Origin of the sequence: Vibrio sp. (assembly GCF_047973365.1) — a bacterium.
GTDB lineage: Bacteria > Pseudomonadota > Gammaproteobacteria > Enterobacterales > Vibrionaceae > Vibrio.
The window spans coordinates 18,951-39,489 of record NZ_JBKEBW010000016.1; the positions used below are offsets into that span (position 1 = coordinate 18,951).

The window sequence follows — 20,539 nt, forward strand, 5'->3', positions numbered from 1 at the left end:
AATTTGCCCTTAAGCTATTGCCAGTCGACTTTGCTCGCTGGCATTTTTCGTGGCAACGCTTATTTATGTTTAGCCTGAATATACTTGCGGCTTACATCAACCAGTGCCACATCTTTGAAGAAGCTGCGACCTAACAATACTGGGAATGTTAGATGGCTTCTGTCTGTAAGGGTAAATTCGGTCTTCTCTTTCAAGTCGCCAATTTGAATCCATGCCATAACCACAGCACGACGTTGAGTACCTTCAGCACTTGACTGACGAATATCAACCCAACGTTCGACTGGTAGAGCATATTCTTTGCTCATTACGTCATCATGGGCAATTTTGAATTTAATCCAATCTTTACCATCACGTTCAAATGGCACAACATCGACCGCACTCACAGAGGAAGTAGTTGCACCGGTATCAATACGTGCACGGAAGCTCTCTTTAAGACCCGGAACGTAGACCCACTCTTGTTCACCAAGAATTAAACGCCCATCTGCTGTTTTCTTCGCATCCACCACCACTGGTGGTTTTGGATCAGGCTTTGGCTGTTGTTCAGGTCTAACTTGCGGTTTAGGTTCTACGATCGGCTCTACCTTTGGCGTTACGGTTTCATATTTACTAAGGTCTCTTTCTGGCTGAGAACTTTCTTGCTTAGGTTCCTCAACTTGAACAGATTGATCCTTTACTTCACCTTTGTCAGATGTTGTTGAACATGCCATTAAACCGCCACTAAGCATCAAAGGAATTATAAATTTCCACTGTTGTTTCATTCGTTCACCTACTCAAACTGAAAAATGTATCTATAAAACTTTCATTATTGCATCCGCCACATAAGGGATGTCTTTTTCCGTTAACCTAGCAATGTTAATACCACTGTCAGCAGCGCCGTAGATGGCAAAATCTTTGCCTAGAGGTAACATTTGCTCTGCTGTTAAGCCTAGCATAGTAAACATACCTTTGTGACTTTCTATGAAATCAAATTGTGAAGTATTGTGTTGATTTCTCAACTGATTACATAAGCTTTGACCAAGAGTTAACAGACGTTGTTGCATCTCTACTCATTTATTTTTGCAGATTATATACCCAAACTACTTGGAGTTGCAGGTAGGCGGCAAGTGAGTGAATCCCCATGGCCACAGATTACCATGCGTGATTGGGGCTCCGCCGAGCCATCCATGGCTCGGGGGGGTTGCTTATCGGTACTCAATGTCTATTTGATCAGGAAATTAATGTGTTTAGTATAAATCGACCTTTGCTCGCGAAGATCGTTATGGAAAGAATGGTCAGAATTTATTAGCTTCGACCTAAAGCGAAGCTAATAAAAAATTATCAATCTAATTTGAGGTGGTAAATGACCTGATTACTGCTACCTCGCCAGTCTAAACTTGGGTCAGCGAGATCTTTGACGAACTTTCCATCGATTAATACATCTATGTATTCCAATACTTGCTTTTGCGCTTCACTGAGATCAGCTAACACATAGCCAGTCCATAGCCAGATATCTTTGCCACTGCACTCACGCTTTACGCGTTTGACCAACTGAAGAACGGTAGGCACATTCTGCGGATGAAGTGGATCACCACCAGAAAGCGATAAACCGCGTTTCGGAATCCGAGTGTCGTTTAAGTCCGCAATGATGCGATCTTCTAACTCTTGTGTATAGGGATGACCAGAGCGCAAAGACCATGTGCTCTGGTTATAACAGCCTTTACAGTTGTGTACGCAACCGGAGACAAACAGTGTACTGCGTGTCCCCGGCCCGTTGACCACATCAATAGGATGATATTGATGATAATTCATAACTTAAAGGTGCTTCACTCGACGTTTAACTTCTTCTTGCTTACCGAAGTTAAATGGACGAGCATCAGGGCTTCCCAAATAGCCACACACGCGACGCGTTACTGATACCTTAGACGAATCATGGTTGCCGCATTTAGGACAAACAAAGCCCTTGCTGGTACATTCAAATTCGCCGGTAAAACCACAATCGTAACACTCATCAATCGGCGTATTCGTACCGTAATAAGGAACCCGAGAGTAGCTGTAATCCCAAACGTTTTCTAACGCTTCAATGTTGCGCTGCATGTTCGGGAACTCACCGTAACAGATGAAACCACCACTCGAAATTTCTGGGTAAGGCATTTCGAAGTCAATCTTATCGTATGGGTTTACTGTTTTTTGCACATCTAAGTGGAAGCTGTTGGTGTAGTAACCTTTATCCGTAACACCTTCAATAACCCCAAACTCTTTGGCATCAATTCGGCAGAAACGGCTACATAAGTTTTCACTTGGTGTACCGTAGAGGCTGAATGCATACCCTGTTTCATCTTTCCATTGGTCTACAGCATTACGTAGACGCTGGATAATATCAATGGCATGCTGACGTAACTTAGCATCATCGTAAACATGCTCCTCTGCGCCAAACAAAGCGGTGATCGTTTCGTGTACCCCAATGTAACCAAGAGAGATAGAAGCACGGCCGTTTTTGAAAATCTCGGTAATTGAGTCGTCTGCTTTCAGACGAACACCACAGGCACCTTCCATATATAGGATAGGAGCAACGCGAGCTTTAACTTTTTCTAAACGGCTGATACGAGTTTCAAGCGCACGACGAGCCAATTTCAGTTTCTTATCTAATAACTCGTAGAATTTGTTCAGATCACCCTTCGCTTTCAATGCGATACGCGGTAAGTTCAAACTCACGACACCAAGGTTGTTACGACCTTCGTGAACTAATTCGCCATTTTCTTCGTATGTGTTTAGGAAGCTACGGCAGCCCATTGGTGTTTTAAATGAACCCGTCACTTCAACCACTTTGTCATAGTTGAGAATATCTGGATACATACGTTTTGATGCACATTCTAGCGCCAGTTGCTTAATGTCGTAGTTTGGATCCGTTTTCTTGTGGTTCAAGCCATCTTTAATCGCAAATACCAGTTTAGGGAATACTGCCGTTTTACGGTTTTTACCTAAGCCAGCGATACGGTTTTTCAAAATAGATTGTTGAATGAGTCGAGATTCCCAACAAGTACCTAAGCCAAAACCGAACGTGACAAATGGCGTTTGCCCATTGGCTGTATGCAGTGTGTTCACTTCGTACTCCAAAGATTGGAATGCGTCATAGCACTCTTTTTCAGTACGAGCTTTCGCAAACGCTTCTGGGCTGTGAATGTCCCACTCTTTGGCTATTTCTAAATGTTTTTTGTAACTCACAGCGACATACGGAGCAAGAATTTCATCAATACGGTTGATTGTAGTGCCACCGTAGATATGGCTTGCAACCTGAGCGATGATTTGAGCGGTTACAGCGGTTGCGGTGGAAATTGATTTTGGCGTATCAATTTCCGCGTTACCCATTTTGAAACCGTGCGTCAACATGCCTTGTAAATCAATCAGCATACAGTTAAACATTGGGAAAAATGGCGCGTAATCAAGGTCATGATAGTGGATGTCACCTTCTTCATGCGCTTGCACAATATCACGTGGCAAAATGCGTGTCTTCGCATAGTGCTTAGCAACGATGCCTGCTAACAGGTCACGTTGTGTTGGAATCACTTTGCCATCTTTATTAGCATTCTCGTTTAGCAGATCAGCGTTGCTTTCTTCTATTAAGCCTTCAATTTCTTTGGTCAACGCACTTTGCTTTTCACGAGAAATATCGCGATCGTGGCGATATTCAATGTATGAACGAGCTAATGCTTTGTACGGCCCTTGCATTAGCTCGTTCTCTACCATCGTCTGAATTTCGGCGATATGAACTTGTTCGTAATCTTTCAATTTCAGTTCTACAGCAAGTGCGACATTCAGAGCATAAATAGCCAGCTCTTTATCCACATGCTCTGCGGCACTTTCAACTGCAGATTGAATCCGGTCCCTGTTAAACGGGGCTTTAGAGCCATCACGTTTGATCACGATAGGTTTCACAATTTCTCCTTACCCCAGCATACTCACAGACTTATCCACAAACACACTATATAGGGTTTATTATTAGCCAACTGACACTATATGTTGTGGCGTATTAAAACTCCGAGCTATTGTAAAAGTCTTGATATAGATCAAGAGATCAGAACCACAGGATAGAATTGATTCAATCTTACAGCACAAGATCTCAAACTTGTAAGAAATGTTGCAAACCGCAAAAATTGTGATAGCAATTGTTGATTTTTCACAAAGCCTGATAAATTGAGCATTCTAGCAAAATGTGCTGAAAGGATCGGAAAAATGCGCTTATTTCAAGCTCTATTTATCGCTATTATTTGCTTAACCATGCCGCTTATCGCGCATGCCGAAAAAGTGACCATAAGCAGTTGGAATATGGAATGGCTTACGGTTAATTCAAATCACAATGTTGATGAAGGCAAAAGAAACACTCAAGATTTTTCCACACTAAGTTCATATTTCACCAAGCTCAATGCTGATGTGATTGCTTTGCAGGAAATTGATAGCATTGAAGCAATAGAGCAAGTAAGCACATCTGCGTATTCCATAGTGCTTTCGGACAGAAGCTTACCACAATATCGCAATCACCAATTTTCCGACATCAACCAGTACACTGGGTTTGCGATTGGTAAAAATGTACCTTTTGCTGATGCAAAAGACATAGATCTGTACGGCAAGAAAAATCATAAACTCCGCTTTGCCTCTTATGTGATTCTCTATCCTGACAGTGCAACCCCCGTTCATACACTGTCGCTGCATTTAAAAGCAGGCTGTAGCGGAAAGTTTTACTCGCACAAAGAGAACTGTCAGACGCTTTTAACCCAAGGAAAAAATTTGAACCGCTGGATAAAACAGCGAGAAAGACTCGGGCAAGAATACGTGATTGCGGGAGATTTCAATCATAATTTGAGTTTTAAGGGGGATTGGCTTTGGAATACCGTTACGCTAGGTCTAAAACAAACCCCTGAACTCGCAACGAAGAACACACAAGCAAGGTGTAAAGTTCAAAAGCGTAACGGTGCTAAACAGTTGCATCGATTTCGTTCTGTGATTGACCACATGATTGTCAGCCCAAAACTCAATGCGTCGAACGCTCAACAAGTGGTTTATAAAGAGCAAGATGCACTCAACTATCAGTTAAGTGACCACTGCCCTGTCGTTTCTTGGTTTAACTGGTAATCCATCAACAGTGTGAGCCCTATATAGTGGATCCAAAAATGCCTCACGGCGTATTGGCTTACACGGTGAGGCATTAACACAAGCTTATTGACTAGCAACCCCTCCTATACTCAAACATCAAACAGGATTTTTTTCGAAACGTTTTCTCATCATAGTATAGGACAGGGATAACCAATAGCGTCAGAATGGTTGAAACAAATATCCCGAAAATCAAACTAATAGCTAAGCCGTTAAAGATTGGGTCATCTAAGATGAATACCGCCCCAATCATCGCAGCCAGTGCTGTCAACATGATTGGCTTCGCACGTACTGCCGCCGACTGAATAACCGCTTCAGAAAATGCAACGCCCTCTTCTACTTGCTGATTGATAAAATCCACCAGCAGAATCGAGTTACGTACGATAATGCCCGCCAGTGCAATCATGCCAATCATTGAAGTTGCGGTAAATTGCGCGCCGAACAGCGCATGACCCGGCATGACACCAATAATGGTGAGCGGAATTGGTGCCATGATAATGAGCGGCACTAAGTAAGACTTAAACTGAGCCACAACCAGCAGGTAAATCAGAATCATACCAACGGCATAAGCTATTCCCATATCACGGAAGGTTTCATAAGTGATTGTCCACTCACCATCCCACAGAATAGAGATGCCATTTAGCCCGTCCGGCTGATTAATGTAGTACTGATCAACCGCCATGGCTTTGTCTAGCTCACTACCCACATTGAACATACCGTACAATGGACTATCGACACTACCCGCCATGTCAGCCACTACCATCACCATAGGGACAAGGTTTTTATGCACAATGTAATTTTCCATTGGCGTTTGACGAATCGTCACCAAATCAGACAGCGGATACGCATTACCTGACATGCTGCCCACTTTCATATTCAGCACTTGTTCTAAACGCACTTTCGCCGTTTCACTCGCCTGAATCTGGACTGGGATCGGATATTTACTGTGTTCACTGTGCAAATAAGTCACAGGTTTTCCGCCAATCGACGTTGCTAAGGCATCAACAATTGAAGCATATGGCACTTGGTAGTGTGATGCTTTGCTTCTGTCGATCACCACTTGCCATTTCTGGTGCAGCTCTGGCAGGTACATGTCCACATCGACAATATCTTGAGTAGTAAGGAAGACTTCTCTTACTTGTCTTGCGGCTGCATTACGAATTTCAGGCGTTGGACCATAGACTTCCGCCAGAATGGGCGACCAAACCGGAGGACCCGGTGGTACTTCAACCACTTTGACCTTACCGCCAAATTTATCCGCGACAGCTTTTAATATAGGGCGAATGGAGCTGGCGATTTCATGGCTATCTCGATCACGCTCTTTACGTCCGGCAAGGTTGACCTGAATGTCGCCCTGATTGGCTTGATTGCGCATAAAGTAATGGCGTACCAAACCGTTAAAGTTAATCGGCGCAGCTGTGCCCGCGTAGATTTGGTAACTTTCCATCTCTGGCACTTTATTCAGCTCTGCCCCCATTTCAAACAACACGCGCTGAGTTCTCTCCAAAGACGTACCTTCTGGCATATCGAGCACCACTTGAAACTCAGACTTGTTATCAAAAGGCAGCATCTTTAACACAACCGCCTGGAATACCGGCAATAGCACTGAGCCAGCAATTAACGCGAGGATAGCCAAAAGCAACATAAAGCGATTGCGACTTTGGTTTTTCGCCGTCACAAATGGAGCCATGATACGGTGGAACACCGAATGGGTTGCACCACTCTCTTGGTGACCATGCGCTGCGGGTTTTAAGAAATGCCCTGCTAGCCATGGTGAGACAATAAATGCCACCGCTAATGAAATCAGCATCCCCATAGATGCATTGATCGGAATTGGGCTCATATATGGCCCCATCAAACCAGAGACAAATGCCATAGGTAACAGTGCAGCAATAACCGTTAATGTCGCCAGAATGGTTGGTCCACCGACTTCATCAACTGCCGGAGGAATTAGTTCACTCAGTTTTTGCTTGCCCATCGCCATGTGCCGATGAATGTTTTCCACCACCACTATTGCGTCATCGACCAGAATACCGATTGAGAAAATCAGAGCAAATAACGATACCCGGTTGAGAGTAAATCCCCATGTCCAAGATGCAAATAGTGTAATCATCAGAGTGACGACAATGGCCAACCCTACGACTGCTGCTTCTCGCCAACCCATGGTTAACACCACTAAGATAACCACCGCCGTAGTTGCAAATGCAAGCTTACCGATCAGCGTGTTACTTTTGTCTGCGGCAGTTTTACCGTAGTCACGAGTGATTTCAACGTTGATACCTTGAGGAATAAGCTGGTTCTCTAGCTCGGCCAAACGTGATTCGATTGCGTTCGCCACGTTCACCGCGTTCTCGCCACCTTTTTTGGCAATGACTAAAGTCACCGCTGGATAGATATTTTGCTTATCGCTGATCCAAACATTTTGCGTTGGTGTGTTGACAGCAAACTTCACGCTCGCGATATCTTCCAGATAAACGGGCGTATTGTTGTGTAAGCCGACAACCAGTTGCTTGACTTCTTCTACGCGAGTGAGGAATTGTCCCACTTGCACCGGGAATTGTTGGTTGTCATGAGTCAGCGACAGCATAGTGGAACTGGAGTTAGCCGATGGCAAATGTTGGTTCAGTTGATCAAGGGTGATGCCAAAGCTGTTCATTTTCACCGGATCAAGACGCACATCGACGATGGTGTTATGACCACCCACAGTGTAAATGTCGCGTGTACCATTAATACGTTTTAGCTCTGTTTCCAAACCGTGAGCAACCTGAGTTAATTGCTGCTGGTCAAACTCGCCCGTTCTGTCAGCCAAAGTGATAGTTACAATGGGTACGTCTTCGATCCCTTTGGGTTTGATAATTGGTTCACCAACGCCAACGCCTTGAGGCATCCAATCCTTATTGGAATAGAGCTTATTATAGATGCGAACCACAGCGTCATTACGCGTCACACCCACATCAAAAATAGCAACAATCATTGCTCCATCTGGTTGGGAGAAAGAGTAAATCTTATCTATGCCCTGAATTTCAGAGATCACTTGTTCTGCTGGTGTAGTCACCAAGCTTTCCACTTCAGCAGGAGAAGCGCCGGGGAATGGGATATAGACATCTGCAAATGTCACATCAATTTGCGGCTCTTCTTCTTTTGGCGTCACGATAACTGCAAAAAGCCCTATTAATAGCCCCACTAACGCGAGCAAAGGTGTCATAGCAGAGTTTTGGAAGGCCGCGGCAATGCGACCCGAGATGCCGAGTCGTTTGTCCATAATTACTTACCTTCTGCATTAAGAGCGGTGGTCGAGATGACGTCGCCTTCTTCAAGGCCAGACAACACTTCGGTGTAGTCACCATAGGTTTGCCCTAAACGGACGGGGTTAAGCACGCGGCTTTCACCTTGAATTCGAAATACAGAGCTAAGTTCAGCTCTACGCACAACCGAACGGTTCGGAATGAGGATGGTGTTTCTGTCACCATAGTGGAACTCGGTTTTCACCCACATACCCGGTACAAAAGAAGTGATTTGTTCAGGCAGATTAAGCCGAATTTTGAAAGTATGCGATTGAGGATCCGCGTAGCTAAACAGACTGTATTGAGTTGGGAGAATGCGTTCACCTTGCGGTGAAACGACTTCAAATTGAGCAACGTCAGACACTGCGGATTGGTAGCGTTGAGGTATTTCAGTCTCAACACGAAGTTTGTCAATCGAGAAGCCACTGACAAGCGGGGTTCCCGGCGCAACCGTCTCGCCCAATTCAACATGTCTTTGCGTAACCACACCATCATAAGGCGCTGTCACACTGGTATATCCGAGGGATTCTTTGGCTTGAGCAACTGAAGCTTGGGCGGATTTCACGGCTGCGGAGGCGCTGCGAGCTTTTGCTTCTGCCGAATCCATCACATCTTGTGAAATCGCACCTTTAGGGAAAAGTTGACGATAGCGCTTCACTTGGGCTTGTGCTTCTCTGTCTTGGGCGATGGCACTTGCCAGTTGCGCCTGAGCGGCATCTAAAGAAGCAGATTGCTGAACGGCAGTGATTTCCAACAGCACAGTTCCTTTTTTCACGTAGTCGTTCACATCAACATTCAAGCCGACAATTCGACCAGAGGTTTGTGACGCAACAGTACCTTGATTAATAGGTTGAACAACGCCATCAAGTTGCACCACTTGCGAGAGCGACTCACTTTTTACGATGTAACGTTCACTGCTCTGTTCTGCCCTGACGTGACCTGAAAAGGCTAGCGCCGCAGCAATACTCAAAGTTAACCATCTCATCAGTTACTCTCCTTAGTGCTTAGATGTCGCTAATATTCTATCCAACTACGGATTATATATTCAACAAATAGCATAGTGTGGCTAAGCCGTTTGTGATTGAGCTTGTTTACTGCTCTTAATACAGATCAATAAGTTTGTTGCGCCAAGGCCAACCATCATACAAGCGAAGAAAATCCAAGCGCCTGAGTTACCCAAAGCAAGGCTTGAAACGACAGGTCCCGGGCAGATACCTGCAATACCCCAACCTAAACCGAAAATCGCTGCACCGCCTAGTAAACGCTTATCTACTGTTTTGTTTGTTGACAAACAGAATTCTTCAGCATTAACAGGCTTTTGTTTTGGTTTAATCAGTAAGAAGTAAGCAGGCATAAACACCATCAGTGCACCGCCCATGACGAACATCAAACTTGGGTTCCAGTTTCCGGCTACATCTAGAAAACCCAATACTTTTGCCGGGTTTGCCATACCAGAAATGATCATACCGATACCAAACAACACGCCCGCCAACAGAGACGTTAATCGAAACAACATATTATTCATTTGAATGTACCTATTAGTTTAAAACTTAAGTTTATGTTTTAACTATAAAAGCTAAAATTAAAGGACATGGAAACGGACAAATACCGTCACTGCTGCGACTGTCATAAATACGCAGGTAGCGACAATAGAACGTTTAGATAAACGCCCAATGCCACAGATGCCATGTCCGCTAGTACAACCATTACCTAAACGGGTACCAACACCAACTAATAGACCCGCAATTGCGAGCATCACACTACTTGTTTCGAACTGATCAGGCGCTTCACCACCGAGCATCAACACAGCCAGTACACCACCTGAAATCATCCCCACGGTGAACAGTAATCGCCATGCAAAGTCCTTCGTTTTGGGTGTCATCAAGCCCGTTAAAATACCACTGATACCTGCTACTTTTCCGTTCATCAGCAACATCAATGTTGCAGAAATACCTAATAAAATGCCTCCGGCCAAAGATTCCCATGGAATGGAAAACGCCATAACTACCTCTATGAATTAAAGTTTTAAATTGAAAAATATTACCCACAAAACGTCGTTTGCAGGCTTTGAATCAGTTGAGTTACACGGTTGTCTGCGAGCGAATAAAACACTTGTTGCGACTCTTTACGAGCCTTAATCAAACCATGCTTACGTAACACGGTTAAGTGTTGAGAAAAAGCAGACTGGCTCAGTGCAGAGCCTTGTTGCAACATACCCACACCAACTTCACCTTTGGTCAGTTGGCATAAAACCATCAATCGCTCAGGGTGAGCCATAATTCTAAGCAGTTCAGAGACTTCCGCTGCATTTTTCTTCATTGTAGTAATGTTGACAGCTTCCATCGTCTAACCCTCATTTAAATCGATAAATTAGATTCTACTAATAAATAAATATTAGTCAACGCTTATTTAGCATTTACAACATTAGATAAATTAAAATTAGATAAATTAACATTAGACTTATCTAATTTATGGTTCTATAGTGAGTGCGTTAATCCAATGGAGGGTAAAAAAATGACTATTGAAAACGGCGTAAGAGTATTAGCAGGCAGTATGATACTGATCTCGGTAATTTTGACTGCATTCGTCCACCCTAACTTTGTTTGGTTGACGGTGTTTGTTGGTGCAAACCTGATTCAGAGTGCTTTCACAGGGATATGTCCAGCGGTTTATTTTCTGAGAAAACTAGGTTTACAGTAATCGTTCAACATGAAGTAATCGTTCAACATAAAGTTATCGGGCGTATACCAAAGTAACCTCAACACAGCAGATTGAGGTTACTTGAGTATATGACTATAGGAATACAGACTTGGAGTAAACTATGACTAAGATAGTGATCATTGGTGGCGTGGCAGGAGGAGCTTCCGCAGCGGCTCGTGCTCGTCGTTTAAGTGAAGATGCACAAATTATTATGTTCGAACGCGGAGAGTTCGTTTCGTTTGCCAACTGTGGGTTGCCATATCACATCGGTGGAGACATCAAAGAGCGCGGTAATCTTCTACTACAAACGCCGGAAAGTTTCCTCGCACGTTTAAATGTAGACGTACGCGTGATGAATGAAGTACTGCGCATTAACCGCGCAGAAAAAACCATCACGGTTCGTAATCTGTTAGACCAAAGTGAATACACAGAAAGCTATGATTTTCTACTTCTAAGCCCTGGTGCAGGCCCAGTCGTTCCACCGATCCCTGGTTTAGATAACCCATTGACGCATTCACTGCGCAATATTCCAGATATGGATAAAATTATCCAAACCATTAATACCAACCAAGTTGACCACGCGACGGTGGTCGGTGGTGGTTTCATCGGTTTGGAAATGATGGAAGCCTTCCACCAGCTTGGCATTAAAACCACTCTTTTGGAGATGGCTGACCAAGTAATGACGCCAGTAGACCGTGAAATGGCGGGTTTTGCTCATGCAGAAATTCGCGCTAAAGGTATCGATTTGCGTTTAAGCACGGCATTGAAAGCGGTTGAATTCAAACCAACAACTTCACTAGCGAGCATGGACTCTGGTCAGGCAGAGCACCAACATGTGAATGGCGAACTTGAACTAACGCTAAGCAATGGCGACACGCTTACCACTGATATTCTAATCATGGCAATTGGTGTGCGTCCTGAAACTAAACTCGCTTCAGAAGCTGGCTTACAAATTGGTGCATTAGGTGGTATCTACACTAACGAACACCTACAAACCAGCGATCCATCCATCTATGCAGTAGGTGATGCTATCGAAGAGAAAGACTTCGTAACGGGCAAACAAACACTGGTGCCTCTTGCTGGCCCTGCAAACCGTCAAGGTCGTATGGCTGCCGATAACATGTTAGGCCGCAAAGAAACTTACCGTGGTACCCAAGGCACCGCAATTTGTAAGATCTTCGATCTGGCAGTGGCGTCAACGGGTAAGAACGAGAAGCAGCTAAAACGTGAAGGCGTTGAGTACCAAAAAGTGTACGTACACACAGCCAGCCACGCAAGCTACTACCCAGGAGCTGAAGTGGTGTCGTTCAAAATGCTGTTCGATCCTAAGTCAGGAAAAATCTTCGGTGCGCAAGCGGTTGGTAAAGATGGTATCGACAAGCGTATCGACGTGATGGCAGTCGCTCAACGTGCAGGTATGACTGTCGATCAACTTGAGCATTTAGAGCTAACTTACGCGCCACCATACGGCAGCGCGAAAGACGTGATTAACCAAGCGGCGTTTGTTGCTAATAACCTTATCAAAGGTGATGACAAAGCGATTCACTTCGATGAACTGGATACCTTGACTGATGACCAAGTCTTACTCGACGTACGTAACCCGGCAGAATTAGAAAATGGCTTCTTGTCAGGTGCAATTAACATCCCAGTTGATCAGTTACGTCAGCGTATGGATGAGCTACCAAAAGACAAAGAGATCATCATCTACTGTCAGGTAGGTCTGCGCGGTCACGTAGCATACCGCCAATTAGCTAATAACGGCTACAAAGCACGTAACCTACTTGGTGGCTACCGCACTTATTTGTTTGCTAAAGCGTAATAGAATACAACTGCTATTAACTAGCTAAAGGCCAGCACTGAAGTGTTGGTCTTTTTTGCATAAGATGACGTGAATTTGCACTACACTGTGCATTTTTGGCGATTTACAGGTATATCCCACTCTTCCTGAGACTAAAGAGCTTCTTCACTTATTTCCGTCAGATCAATATGACCAATAAAATCTAGTTCAAGTTTTTTCTCTGACGTATATCAGAAAACCATCTCAAATAGCATGTCAATAAAAGTGCATATTCAGATAAGGTTTCGTTGAGTGGATAAGAGCAAAAATTTCACCAATAACAAGCAATCTCCACATATCATTCATATAATTGGTATAGAGTATTAAATCATTAATAAAAATGATTATTTAGACTAAGCAATGTAAGGAATGAACCTATGAGTTTGACGCTAAAAACAAAGGTCTTGTTGTCTACGCTAATTGCTATCGCCGTTACCGCAATAGCATTAGTTATCGTGAGTTATCAATCCAATAAAGAAGAAAGTTGGAAAAACATTTATAGCGAAAGTCATAATACGCTGAAAGCTTATAGCGCTGGCATTAGCGATTGGTTTCATGACAAACAATTAGCTATTGAAGGGATGAAAAACGAAATTGCAGCTAATCCAGAGATAGAATTAATTCCGCACCTTAGACAACTGATGACCTCTGGAGGATTTGGTCTAAGTTATTATGGTAACGAGCAAGGCGAAATGTTTAGGCAAGACCCTGCATTAAATACCTCTGGTTATGATCCGCGCGTCAGAGATTGGTACATGCTGGCAATGCAGGAAAAGAAAGCCGCGACCACGGATCCGTACGTCAGTGTCACCATGAAAGCTCTGGTGGTGACTTTGGCATCTCCTGTTATGGTCAATGGCAAAATCATCGGTGTCGTGAGCTCAAATCTGGCATTAGATAAACTGGCTAAAGACGTATTATCCATTGCGGTTCCTGGCAATGGCTATGCATTTTTAGTTAATGCTAAAGGTAACATTGTTGCTCACAACGATTCGAATCTAGTGTTAAAGCCCATCACTGATGTCCATCCAGGCCTTACGTGGAATGCGCTGAAAAATTCCTCAGACAATAGCTCACAATTTGAAATTCAATTACAAGATCGAGCGAAAATCATCGTCAGTGAATCCATTGCTCATACCAACTGGATGCTGGTAATGGTTCTCGATAAAGAAACTTTAGAAGAACCGATTCAAGCGACGTTATTGCAACAATTGTTAATTGCAGCCGTGATCCTAATCGTACTTGGTTTAATCGCTTCTACCGTTGTCGCAAAACAGCTCAAAGGGCTATCAGATATTACCATCGCGCTAACTGACATTGCCGAAGGTAACGGCGATCTCACTCAGCGATTGGAAGTGAGCAGCAACGATGAAGTGGGAATACTGGCAGAGAAGTTCAACAAATTCGTTGGCAGTTTACATACGATTATGGTGAATGTTCGTGATATCACACTATCGATTAACCAAAATGCCGATCACTCTGCGAAATCAGCGTCATCCCGCAGTTCTCGTGTAGGAATGCAACAAGACGAAATTACCATGGTGGCAACAGCAGTCACGGAGATGGCAGCAGCAACGGCGGAAATAGCAAACAACGCGGAAAGTACAGCTAAAAGTGCCAATGAATCCGTAACACTAGGGCAACAAGGCTATGAGCAGATGCAAAAAAGCATTGGTTCTATTAATCAGTTAGCTGCCGAACTGAATAGCTCCGCAAAAATCATTGGTGAACTGGAAAATCATACTCATGAAATCTCAACTATTTTGTCCACTATTCGTTCCATTGCTGAACAGACCAACTTACTTGCTCTAAACGCTGCGATAGAAGCCGCTCGAGCTGGAGAACATGGCCGCGGCTTTGCCGTCGTCGCGGATGAAGTACGAGTACTGTCGCAAAGAACACATCAATCCACCGAAGAGATACAGTCAAAAATAGAAGGTCTGCAAAAAGTCACAGGAGAAGCAGTATCCGCAATGACTCACAGCCACTCATTAGTGACCACCAGTGTGGATGATGTACAACACATGGGAGATCAATTGCAGAGAATTAGCCAAGCGATCAGCATGATTAGCGATATGGCGACACAAATTGCCTCTGCAGCTGAAGAGCAATCATTAGTCACTTCAGAAATCAACTCCAATACGGAATCGGTACGCGAACTGAGCAATGGATTGGCTCAAGACGCAATTTCTGGAGAAAATGAAGCCCATGTATTGAGGGACTTAGTAGTTCAATTGGAAAAACAAATTGGTCGATTCAAAATCTAGATAAATCAAGTCACACCATGTGGTAAGCGAGATTATGTTAGGGCAGCTTTTATCGCTGCCCTATTTTTACTTTTACCTTATGTATTCACCTTATGGTCTTTATCTATAATCTTTAACTACAGGCGGTGCTTGATAGTGCTTACTTGTTAATCCCAACCATTCTGGCAATGATGTTCCCACTGCAATCGAAGAAAATGTTCCGGTCAGAACACCGATAAACATCGCTATCGAAAATCCTTGCAGCGGTTCTCCGCCCATAATCCACAGAGCAACAACTGTCATCAACGTGGTGCCGGATGTCACCATAGTACGAGAAAACGTCGCCATGACGGCCATATTGTTGATCTCAGCTAAAGGAACATCTGGTTTTCTAATTAACAGCTCACGGATTCGGTCAGCGATAATAATCGAGTCATTCAACGAATACCCCAGTATTGCCAAAACAGCAGCAAGTATCGTTAGGTTGAACTCCATTTGCGTCAGTGAAAAAAAGGCAACCACAAACACAACATCGTGAACGAGAGCAAACAGCGCCCCACTGGCTAAGCGCCATTCAAAACGAAACGACAAATAGCCAAGAATGCATAGGATAGCGATAAGCACCGCGAGGCCACCTTGCTCTGCCAGCTCTTGACCAACTTGTGGTCCAACAATACTGGTGTTGAGTGTCTCAACACTGGTGTCTAACTGTGCCGATAGTTCAGATAAATTCACATTCTCTTTCGTCGTAACAGGATAACGCAGCACCCAACGCTGAGGCTCACCTGTCGCAATCAAGGAAACTTCACTGCCATAATTTTGTTTAAGCGTGGCTCGCAGAACTGGCTCTTCAATACGCTTATCAAGCCGTATTTCACTGACGATTCCACCGGTGAAGTCTTGGCCCCAATTCAGACCTTTAAAGCCGATGGCACCTATCGATACCACCATAAGAAAAATTGAAATAGCACTGCAGGTGTAACGCCAAAAACTGGTGAATTTGATTTTCATATTAAACCCTCACATCACGCGATGAATTACGTCCATAAACAAGATTAACAAGGACACGAGAGGCAAAAATGCCGGTGAACATGCTGGTTAACAAACCGAGACCAAGCGTCAAAGCGAATCCTTTAATCGGACCATTACCAATGGCATAAAGCACCACCGCAGTGATCATAGTGGTGATGTTCGCATCAAATATGGTGGAAACCGCACTATCGAACCCGCGTTCAATCGCATTGGCGAAACTTCTTCCCTCTTTGAGTTTGTCGCGTATTCGTTCAAAAATAAGGACATTAGTATCAACCGCCATACCGACAGTGAGTACTAACCCTGCAATACCGGGTAAAGTTAAAACCGCACCTGGTATCAATGCAATTAAACCAAACAACAGAACCATATTGGCGAGCAAAGCGATGTTCGCGATCCAACCTAAACGACGATACCAAAGTGCCATAAACAACAATGTGCTCGCCAAGCCAAGCGCCAACGCTGCAAATCCATTTTCAATGTTTTCAGCACCTAAACTTGGACCAATAGTACGTTCCTCAACAATCGTCACCGGTGCCGTCATCGATCCGGCACGGAGCAACAAAGCCAATTGCTGAGCCTGTTGATGTGTACCTACACCAGTGATCCTAAATCGCTCAGACAGCACAGATTGAATGGTCGCGACGCTAATCACTTCATTTTTCTGAGTCAGCGTGCCGTTAGGCGTACGACCATATTCACTGAATACCGTTGCCATCGGCTTACCGATATGAGTTTTGGAAAACGTCGTCATCTGTTTTCCACCCTCACTATCTAAGGTGATATTCACTTCGGCTTGCCCTAGCTCTCCGGCACCGGATCTCGCATCGAGAATATGCGTTCCGGTCAAAACGGGCATTTTGCCCACGACGACACGCTCCCCTTGCGCATTGTTGATGAACTGCGTATTGGCACCACGAGTTGGAAGCACTTCATAAAAAGCGAGCGTTGCCGTAGAGCCAATTACTTCTTTCGCCACCGCAGGATCTTGTACTCCCGGTAACTCAATGCGAATGCGATTTTCACCTTCTCGTTGAACTAACGCTTCTGTCACCCCTAACTCTTCAATACGGCTCCTCATAATCTGTAGGTTTTGCTGCACAGTTCTGGTTTGCAAGTCGCTTTTTTCTTTTGCATCAAGCTGAAGTTTTAACTTTTGCCCATCACGAACCATCTGCCATTGCGGCAATTGACTGGCAACAAACGTTCTCAGCGCCGATCTTGCCTCAGTAGGTACAGTAAGTTGCAACTGTTCTTCGTTGATAGAGCTGAGTTGTAGCCCTCTGATCCCTTGTGTTCGAGCAAAATCTCGTAGAGAGTTGGCGGCCGCTTCGGCTTGCAGTCTATACACAGGAGTCGTATCAACATCTAACAAAAACTGAACGCCACCACGTAAATCCAATCCAAGCTTTATTGGCGCAAACCCGAGATTGAGCAACCAATCTGGAGCGGAAGGGCTTAATGAAAGAGTCAGCTTTTCAGGCTGTAACGCATGCTTGGCGAGGATATCTTTTGCCTTAGCTTGCAGATTTGCGTCAGCCAAAACCACCTGAGTGGCTTGCTGATTCGAGTTGATTTTTTTTACTGGTACATTTTCTTGAACGAGCACACGATTAATCGCCTCAGCGTCAAGCTTTAAACCTGCAGACACCGGTATTTGAATCGCCGCATCTTCACCATACCAAGTAGGAAGTGCACTCAGCGCCATGATGATGAGAGTAGTGATTAATACTAAGTATTTCCATTTGGCGTTGCGATTGGGCAGCGCTGAGGTACGTCGCTTAGTAGACGTATTAAAAATAGAATTGATTGACATATTTGCTCTTTGTCTCGTTGAGCTTACGGCATTAGCCGAACAGCAGGTAGCCGAGCGTCACCTACGCATGAAGTGATTCTAGGAATACCCGATACAGTGTTGTTTGCTTAAAAGTGTTGAGACAAAAAAGTCAGATATGATGGATGAAGCGGTATTGCAAGTTGGACTCTTTCCAACCATTTAGGCGACCTCGCCCGGGATGGAATAGCGTCCAAGGGGAATCTGGTAATGCAACGGCATATCCATGACACAGTTCAGGCACATCTGGCAGTAGGATTTCTGTTGCTAGCAGGTATTCGGGGTAGTCATCTTCGAACGAAAATCCTGACATACTGATGCAACGCTGATTGACCGTCGGTGCATACCATAAGCCATCATTCAATGACCTATCGAGCTGAACTTGATTGCTATTCGTTGCGGGAATAGTCGTTGTGGAGATAGAAGTATGAAAATCGAGCTGTTCGACTTGTTGCGTCTTACTGTCACTCTCTGCATGAATGTGAGCGAACGCCTTCCAGGTTGTATTCTCTACAACACCAGAATAAACAGACACTAACAAACCGACAAATAGCAATATCGCCAGCTTTCGCATGAGTGAGAGTAAGCTCGTTTTCATACTTAATATCATTGGGGTGAATATCTTTTTTTCAATACCGTCGGTTCATAGTGCGCCATAAATAAGATAGGCGTTGTAAGCGACATAACACAGCAGAAGTATCCCCCCTTCAGCACGAGTAATACTTTTGGTTTTTCCCCAAAACAATGCGGTAAACAACAAAATGATGGTTGCTATCAACATCGATGTCCAATCGCGCCAAAACACTTCTGCGCCAGTGTTACTGATAGGTTCAATCGCTCCCGCAATACCAATCACTGCTAAAGAGTTAAACATGTTTGAGCCAACAACGTTCCCTACGGCAATGTCATGCTCACCTTTTCGTGCAGCCACTATAGATGCCGCTAGCTCAGGAAGAGATGTGCCTAACGCAACGATAGTCAGACCGATGAGCAAATCACTCACACCTAATTGTGTCGCTATCTCAACCGCTCCCCAAACCAAAATTCGGGAACTGGCAATCAGTAAAATAAGTCCAATAACCAACCAGAAAACCGCACGCTTTAATGGCATATGTTGCTGAGAAATTTCTTCACTAAACTCTTTGTCTAACGAATCGTTTTTACCCTTGATCGCCTGCCAGATTGACCAACAAATTAAGAACAGGAACCCACCCAATAGTAGCCAAGCTTCCAATGTGCTAATGTCATGGTTCCAGAGCATCCATCCAACCACAAGAGTGATGATCAAAAGAATCGGTAACTCTTTACGAATAATATTCGAGTGGACAGCGATGGGCGCAATAATGGCGGTCAAGCCCAGAATCAAAGTGATGTTGACTATGTTGGAACCCAGAGCATTGCCTAGCGCCAACGGTGAGTTTCCATCCATCGCGGCCATCATAGATACCACCATTTCCGGAGCCGAGGTGCCAAATCCAACCACCAGCATACCAACCAATAAAGGTGGCATACCGGCATGATTGACACTCGCAGCAGCGCCTTCAACGAATTTGTCTGCACTCCAAACCAATAATGCAAAACCGACAACAATAGCAAGCATAGCTAGCAACATAGTCTTGCTCCTGAAAGTGAATCGATTTTACGCTTAGATAAGTTGAAAACAGGCAATGGCTCAACCAAGAAAATGGTTGATCGCAGATAGAAGAAAATAGCTTGCATCGTAAGAAAATACCCTTTCACAAATCGAGTCGGCGAACAATTAAGCAATAATAAAGACCCGACCCGAACCTTCATATTGCTTAAGTCTTGCCAGAACCAAACCGGACGTGAATACCACAAGCGCAAAGCTTGGAGACTGTTGACATTCACTCTTCTAAGTTAGAAGAAGGCTACTCCCTTAAACTGATGTGCATTGTACCCGATGAATGCGACACGCTTCAAACATTAATTTAACAAATGATTATTAATGCAAGAAAACAGTGTTTCTGCGTGAGTTTGAAAACACTACTTTTTCATCATGTTGGCTAAGTCAGCAAATGGGTTGTAGGTCGCCCCTTTGTGTTCATCTTCGCCCGGCTTAACTTCGCTACCGTAGCGTTCATGCTCTAAATATTTGCTATGCTCATGATCATGACAATAAAGGCACAATAGCTCCCAGTTACTACCATCGGACGGATTATTCGTATGATCGTGATCTTTATGATGAACCGTTAACTCGCGTAAATTTGAATAGACAAACTCTCGAGCACACCTACCGCAAACCCAAGGAAAAAGTTTCAACGCTCTCTCTCGATAGTCGGCCTCTTTACGTGCATAACTGGCACTGGTTCCGTAATAATCCGATGACATATTGCTATTCCTAAGTGTTGATAAAATGTAGATGCTAGCAGAATCACCTCGAGGAAAAAGTGACCGAGATTAAGCCTCAGTCGTAGTTTATGGTTTGGCTTGAATCAAAAAATAAAGGCAGGTTTCAAACACC

The 20,539-nt window shown here is 44.2% G+C and carries 17 protein-coding genes and 1 pseudogene; 4 read left to right on the forward strand and 14 right to left on the reverse strand.

Annotation, left to right across the window (positions count from 1 at the left end; genetic code table 11):
* Positions 1–59 precede the first annotated feature (59 nt).
* The 4 genes and pseudogenes from ACK5MF_RS02565 to nrdD all read right to left on the reverse strand — a co-directional run bounded on the left by ACK5MF_RS02565 (position 60) and on the right by nrdD (position 3,912).
* Positions 60–758 carry an ATP-dependent zinc protease gene (locus ACK5MF_RS02565; RefSeq protein ID WP_416919077.1) on the reverse strand — a complete coding sequence of 233 codons (699 nt, stop codon included), beginning with the start codon at positions 756–758 and terminating at the stop codon, positions 60–62.
* Positions 759–788: 30 nt separating this feature from the next.
* A pseudogene (locus ACK5MF_RS02570) lies at positions 789–1,043 on the reverse strand (aromatic amino acid aminotransferase); the annotation flags it as partial.
* 274 nt (positions 1,044–1,317) lie between these two features.
* Positions 1,318–1,788, reverse strand: coding sequence for an anaerobic ribonucleoside-triphosphate reductase-activating protein (gene nrdG / locus ACK5MF_RS02575; protein WP_416919079.1), 471 nt, complete (start codon positions 1,786–1,788; stop codon positions 1,318–1,320).
* Between the two features lie 3 nt (positions 1,789–1,791).
* Positions 1,792–3,912 (reverse strand): anaerobic ribonucleoside-triphosphate reductase, encoded by a 2,121-nt coding sequence (gene nrdD, locus ACK5MF_RS02580; protein WP_416919081.1) that lies wholly within the window; start codon positions 3,910–3,912, stop codon positions 1,792–1,794.
* A gap of 297 nt (positions 3,913–4,209) precedes the next feature.
* On the opposite strand from nrdD, the gene ACK5MF_RS02585 reads away from it, so the two are divergent.
* Positions 4,210–5,106, forward strand: a complete 897-nt coding sequence (locus ACK5MF_RS02585) for an endonuclease/exonuclease/phosphatase family protein (RefSeq protein ID WP_416919083.1) — start codon at positions 4,210–4,212, stop codon at positions 5,104–5,106.
* A 91-nt stretch (positions 5,107–5,197) separates the two neighbouring features.
* Here ACK5MF_RS02585 and ACK5MF_RS02590 read toward each other — a convergent pair whose 3' ends face one another.
* The 5 genes from ACK5MF_RS02590 to ACK5MF_RS02610 all read right to left on the reverse strand — a co-directional run bounded on the left by ACK5MF_RS02590 (position 5,198) and on the right by ACK5MF_RS02610 (position 10,751).
* Positions 5,198–8,386, reverse strand: coding sequence for an efflux RND transporter permease subunit (locus tag ACK5MF_RS02590; protein WP_416919085.1), 3,189 nt, complete (start codon positions 8,384–8,386; stop codon positions 5,198–5,200).
* A gap of 2 nt (positions 8,387–8,388) precedes the next feature.
* Positions 8,389–9,393 carry an efflux RND transporter periplasmic adaptor subunit gene (locus ACK5MF_RS02595; RefSeq protein WP_416919087.1) on the reverse strand — a complete coding sequence of 335 codons (1,005 nt, stop codon included), beginning with the start codon at positions 9,391–9,393 and terminating at the stop codon, positions 8,389–8,391.
* 81 nt (positions 9,394–9,474) lie between these two features.
* Entirely contained in the window at positions 9,475–9,933 is a 459-nt protein-coding gene (locus tag ACK5MF_RS02600) for a DUF6691 family protein (RefSeq protein ID WP_416919089.1), read from the reverse strand.
* A gap of 57 nt (positions 9,934–9,990) precedes the next feature.
* Complete coding sequence (locus ACK5MF_RS02605; protein WP_416919091.1) at positions 9,991–10,410, reverse strand: YeeE/YedE family protein; 420 nt, start codon at positions 10,408–10,410, stop codon at positions 9,991–9,993.
* A 38-nt stretch (positions 10,411–10,448) separates the two neighbouring features.
* Positions 10,449–10,751 (reverse strand): metalloregulator ArsR/SmtB family transcription factor, encoded by a 303-nt coding sequence (locus tag ACK5MF_RS02610; protein ID WP_416919093.1) that lies wholly within the window; start codon positions 10,749–10,751, stop codon positions 10,449–10,451.
* A gap of 171 nt (positions 10,752–10,922) precedes the next feature.
* On the opposite strand from ACK5MF_RS02610, the gene ACK5MF_RS02615 reads away from it, so the two are divergent.
* The 3 genes from ACK5MF_RS02615 to ACK5MF_RS02625 all read left to right on the forward strand — a co-directional run bounded on the left by ACK5MF_RS02615 (position 10,923) and on the right by ACK5MF_RS02625 (position 15,212).
* The gene (locus tag ACK5MF_RS02615) at positions 10,923–11,108 is read left to right on the forward strand and encodes a DUF2892 domain-containing protein (RefSeq protein WP_416919095.1); all 186 of its coding nucleotides are present in this window, start codon (positions 10,923–10,925) and stop codon (positions 11,106–11,108) included.
* A 121-nt stretch (positions 11,109–11,229) separates the two neighbouring features.
* Positions 11,230–12,927, forward strand: coding sequence for an FAD-dependent oxidoreductase (locus ACK5MF_RS02620; RefSeq protein WP_416919097.1), 1,698 nt, complete (start codon positions 11,230–11,232; stop codon positions 12,925–12,927).
* Positions 12,928–13,322: 395 nt separating this feature from the next.
* On the forward strand, positions 13,323–15,212 hold the full coding sequence (locus tag ACK5MF_RS02625; RefSeq protein WP_416919099.1) for a methyl-accepting chemotaxis protein: 1,890 nt from the start codon (positions 13,323–13,325) through the stop codon (positions 15,210–15,212).
* A gap of 99 nt (positions 15,213–15,311) precedes the next feature.
* Here the strand turns inward: ACK5MF_RS02625 and secF are convergent, their stop codons facing one another.
* From secF to ACK5MF_RS02650, 5 genes are all read right to left on the reverse strand, one after another.
* Positions 15,312–16,202, reverse strand: a complete 891-nt coding sequence (gene secF / locus ACK5MF_RS02630; protein WP_416919101.1) for a protein translocase subunit SecF — start codon at positions 16,200–16,202, stop codon at positions 15,312–15,314.
* A gap of 1 nt (position 16,203) precedes the next feature.
* Positions 16,204–18,039: a protein translocase subunit SecD gene (gene secD / locus ACK5MF_RS02635; protein ID WP_416919103.1), complete on the reverse strand. Its 1,836-nt coding sequence runs from the start codon at positions 18,037–18,039 to the stop codon at positions 16,204–16,206.
* Positions 18,040–18,169: 130 nt separating this feature from the next.
* Positions 18,170–18,655, reverse strand: a complete 486-nt coding sequence (locus ACK5MF_RS02640) for a hypothetical protein (RefSeq protein ID WP_416919105.1) — start codon at positions 18,653–18,655, stop codon at positions 18,170–18,172.
* 45 nt (positions 18,656–18,700) lie between these two features.
* Complete coding sequence (locus tag ACK5MF_RS02645) at positions 18,701–19,669, reverse strand: calcium/sodium antiporter (protein WP_416919107.1); 969 nt, start codon at positions 19,667–19,669, stop codon at positions 18,701–18,703.
* Between the two features lie 392 nt (positions 19,670–20,061).
* Positions 20,062–20,406, reverse strand: a complete 345-nt coding sequence (locus ACK5MF_RS02650; protein ID WP_416919109.1) for a YajD family HNH nuclease — start codon at positions 20,404–20,406, stop codon at positions 20,062–20,064.
* Between the last annotated feature and the right edge of the window lie 133 nt (positions 20,407–20,539).

Excerpts from the sequence above, each read along its gene's own strand:
- ACK5MF_RS02565 (WP_416919077.1), bottom strand. The coding sequence starts at position 758 with ATGAAACAACAGTGGAAATTTATAATTCCTTTGATGCTTAGTGGCGGT.
- nrdG (WP_416919079.1), bottom strand. The coding sequence starts at position 1,788 with ATGAATTATCATCAATATCATCCTATTGATGTGGTCAACGGGCCGGGG.
- ACK5MF_RS02585 (WP_416919083.1), top strand. The coding sequence starts at position 4,210 with ATGCGCTTATTTCAAGCTCTATTTATCGCTATTATTTGCTTAACCATG.
- ACK5MF_RS02590 (WP_416919085.1), bottom strand. The coding sequence starts at position 8,386 with ATGGACAAACGACTCGGCATCTCGGGTCGCATTGCCGCGGCCTTCCAA.
- ACK5MF_RS02595 (WP_416919087.1), bottom strand. The coding sequence starts at position 9,393 with ATGAGATGGTTAACTTTGAGTATTGCTGCGGCGCTAGCCTTTTCAGGT.
- ACK5MF_RS02600 (WP_416919089.1), bottom strand. The coding sequence starts at position 9,933 with ATGAATAATATGTTGTTTCGATTAACGTCTCTGTTGGCGGGCGTGTTG.
- ACK5MF_RS02605 (WP_416919091.1), bottom strand. The coding sequence starts at position 10,410 with ATGGCGTTTTCCATTCCATGGGAATCTTTGGCCGGAGGCATTTTATTA.
- ACK5MF_RS02610 (WP_416919093.1), bottom strand. The coding sequence starts at position 10,751 with ATGGAAGCTGTCAACATTACTACAATGAAGAAAAATGCAGCGGAAGTC.
- ACK5MF_RS02615 (WP_416919095.1), top strand. The coding sequence starts at position 10,923 with ATGACTATTGAAAACGGCGTAAGAGTATTAGCAGGCAGTATGATACTG.
- ACK5MF_RS02620 (WP_416919097.1), top strand. The coding sequence starts at position 11,230 with ATGACTAAGATAGTGATCATTGGTGGCGTGGCAGGAGGAGCTTCCGCA.
- ACK5MF_RS02625 (WP_416919099.1), top strand. The coding sequence starts at position 13,323 with ATGAGTTTGACGCTAAAAACAAAGGTCTTGTTGTCTACGCTAATTGCT.
- secF (WP_416919101.1), bottom strand. The coding sequence starts at position 16,202 with ATGAAAATCAAATTCACCAGTTTTTGGCGTTACACCTGCAGTGCTATT.
- secD (WP_416919103.1), bottom strand. The coding sequence starts at position 18,039 with ATGTCAATCAATTCTATTTTTAATACGTCTACTAAGCGACGTACCTCA.
- ACK5MF_RS02640 (WP_416919105.1), bottom strand. The coding sequence starts at position 18,655 with ATGAAAACGAGCTTACTCTCACTCATGCGAAAGCTGGCGATATTGCTA.
- ACK5MF_RS02645 (WP_416919107.1), bottom strand. The coding sequence starts at position 19,669 with ATGTTGCTAGCTATGCTTGCTATTGTTGTCGGTTTTGCATTATTGGTT.
- ACK5MF_RS02650 (WP_416919109.1), bottom strand. The coding sequence starts at position 20,406 with ATGTCATCGGATTATTACGGAACCAGTGCCAGTTATGCACGTAAAGAG.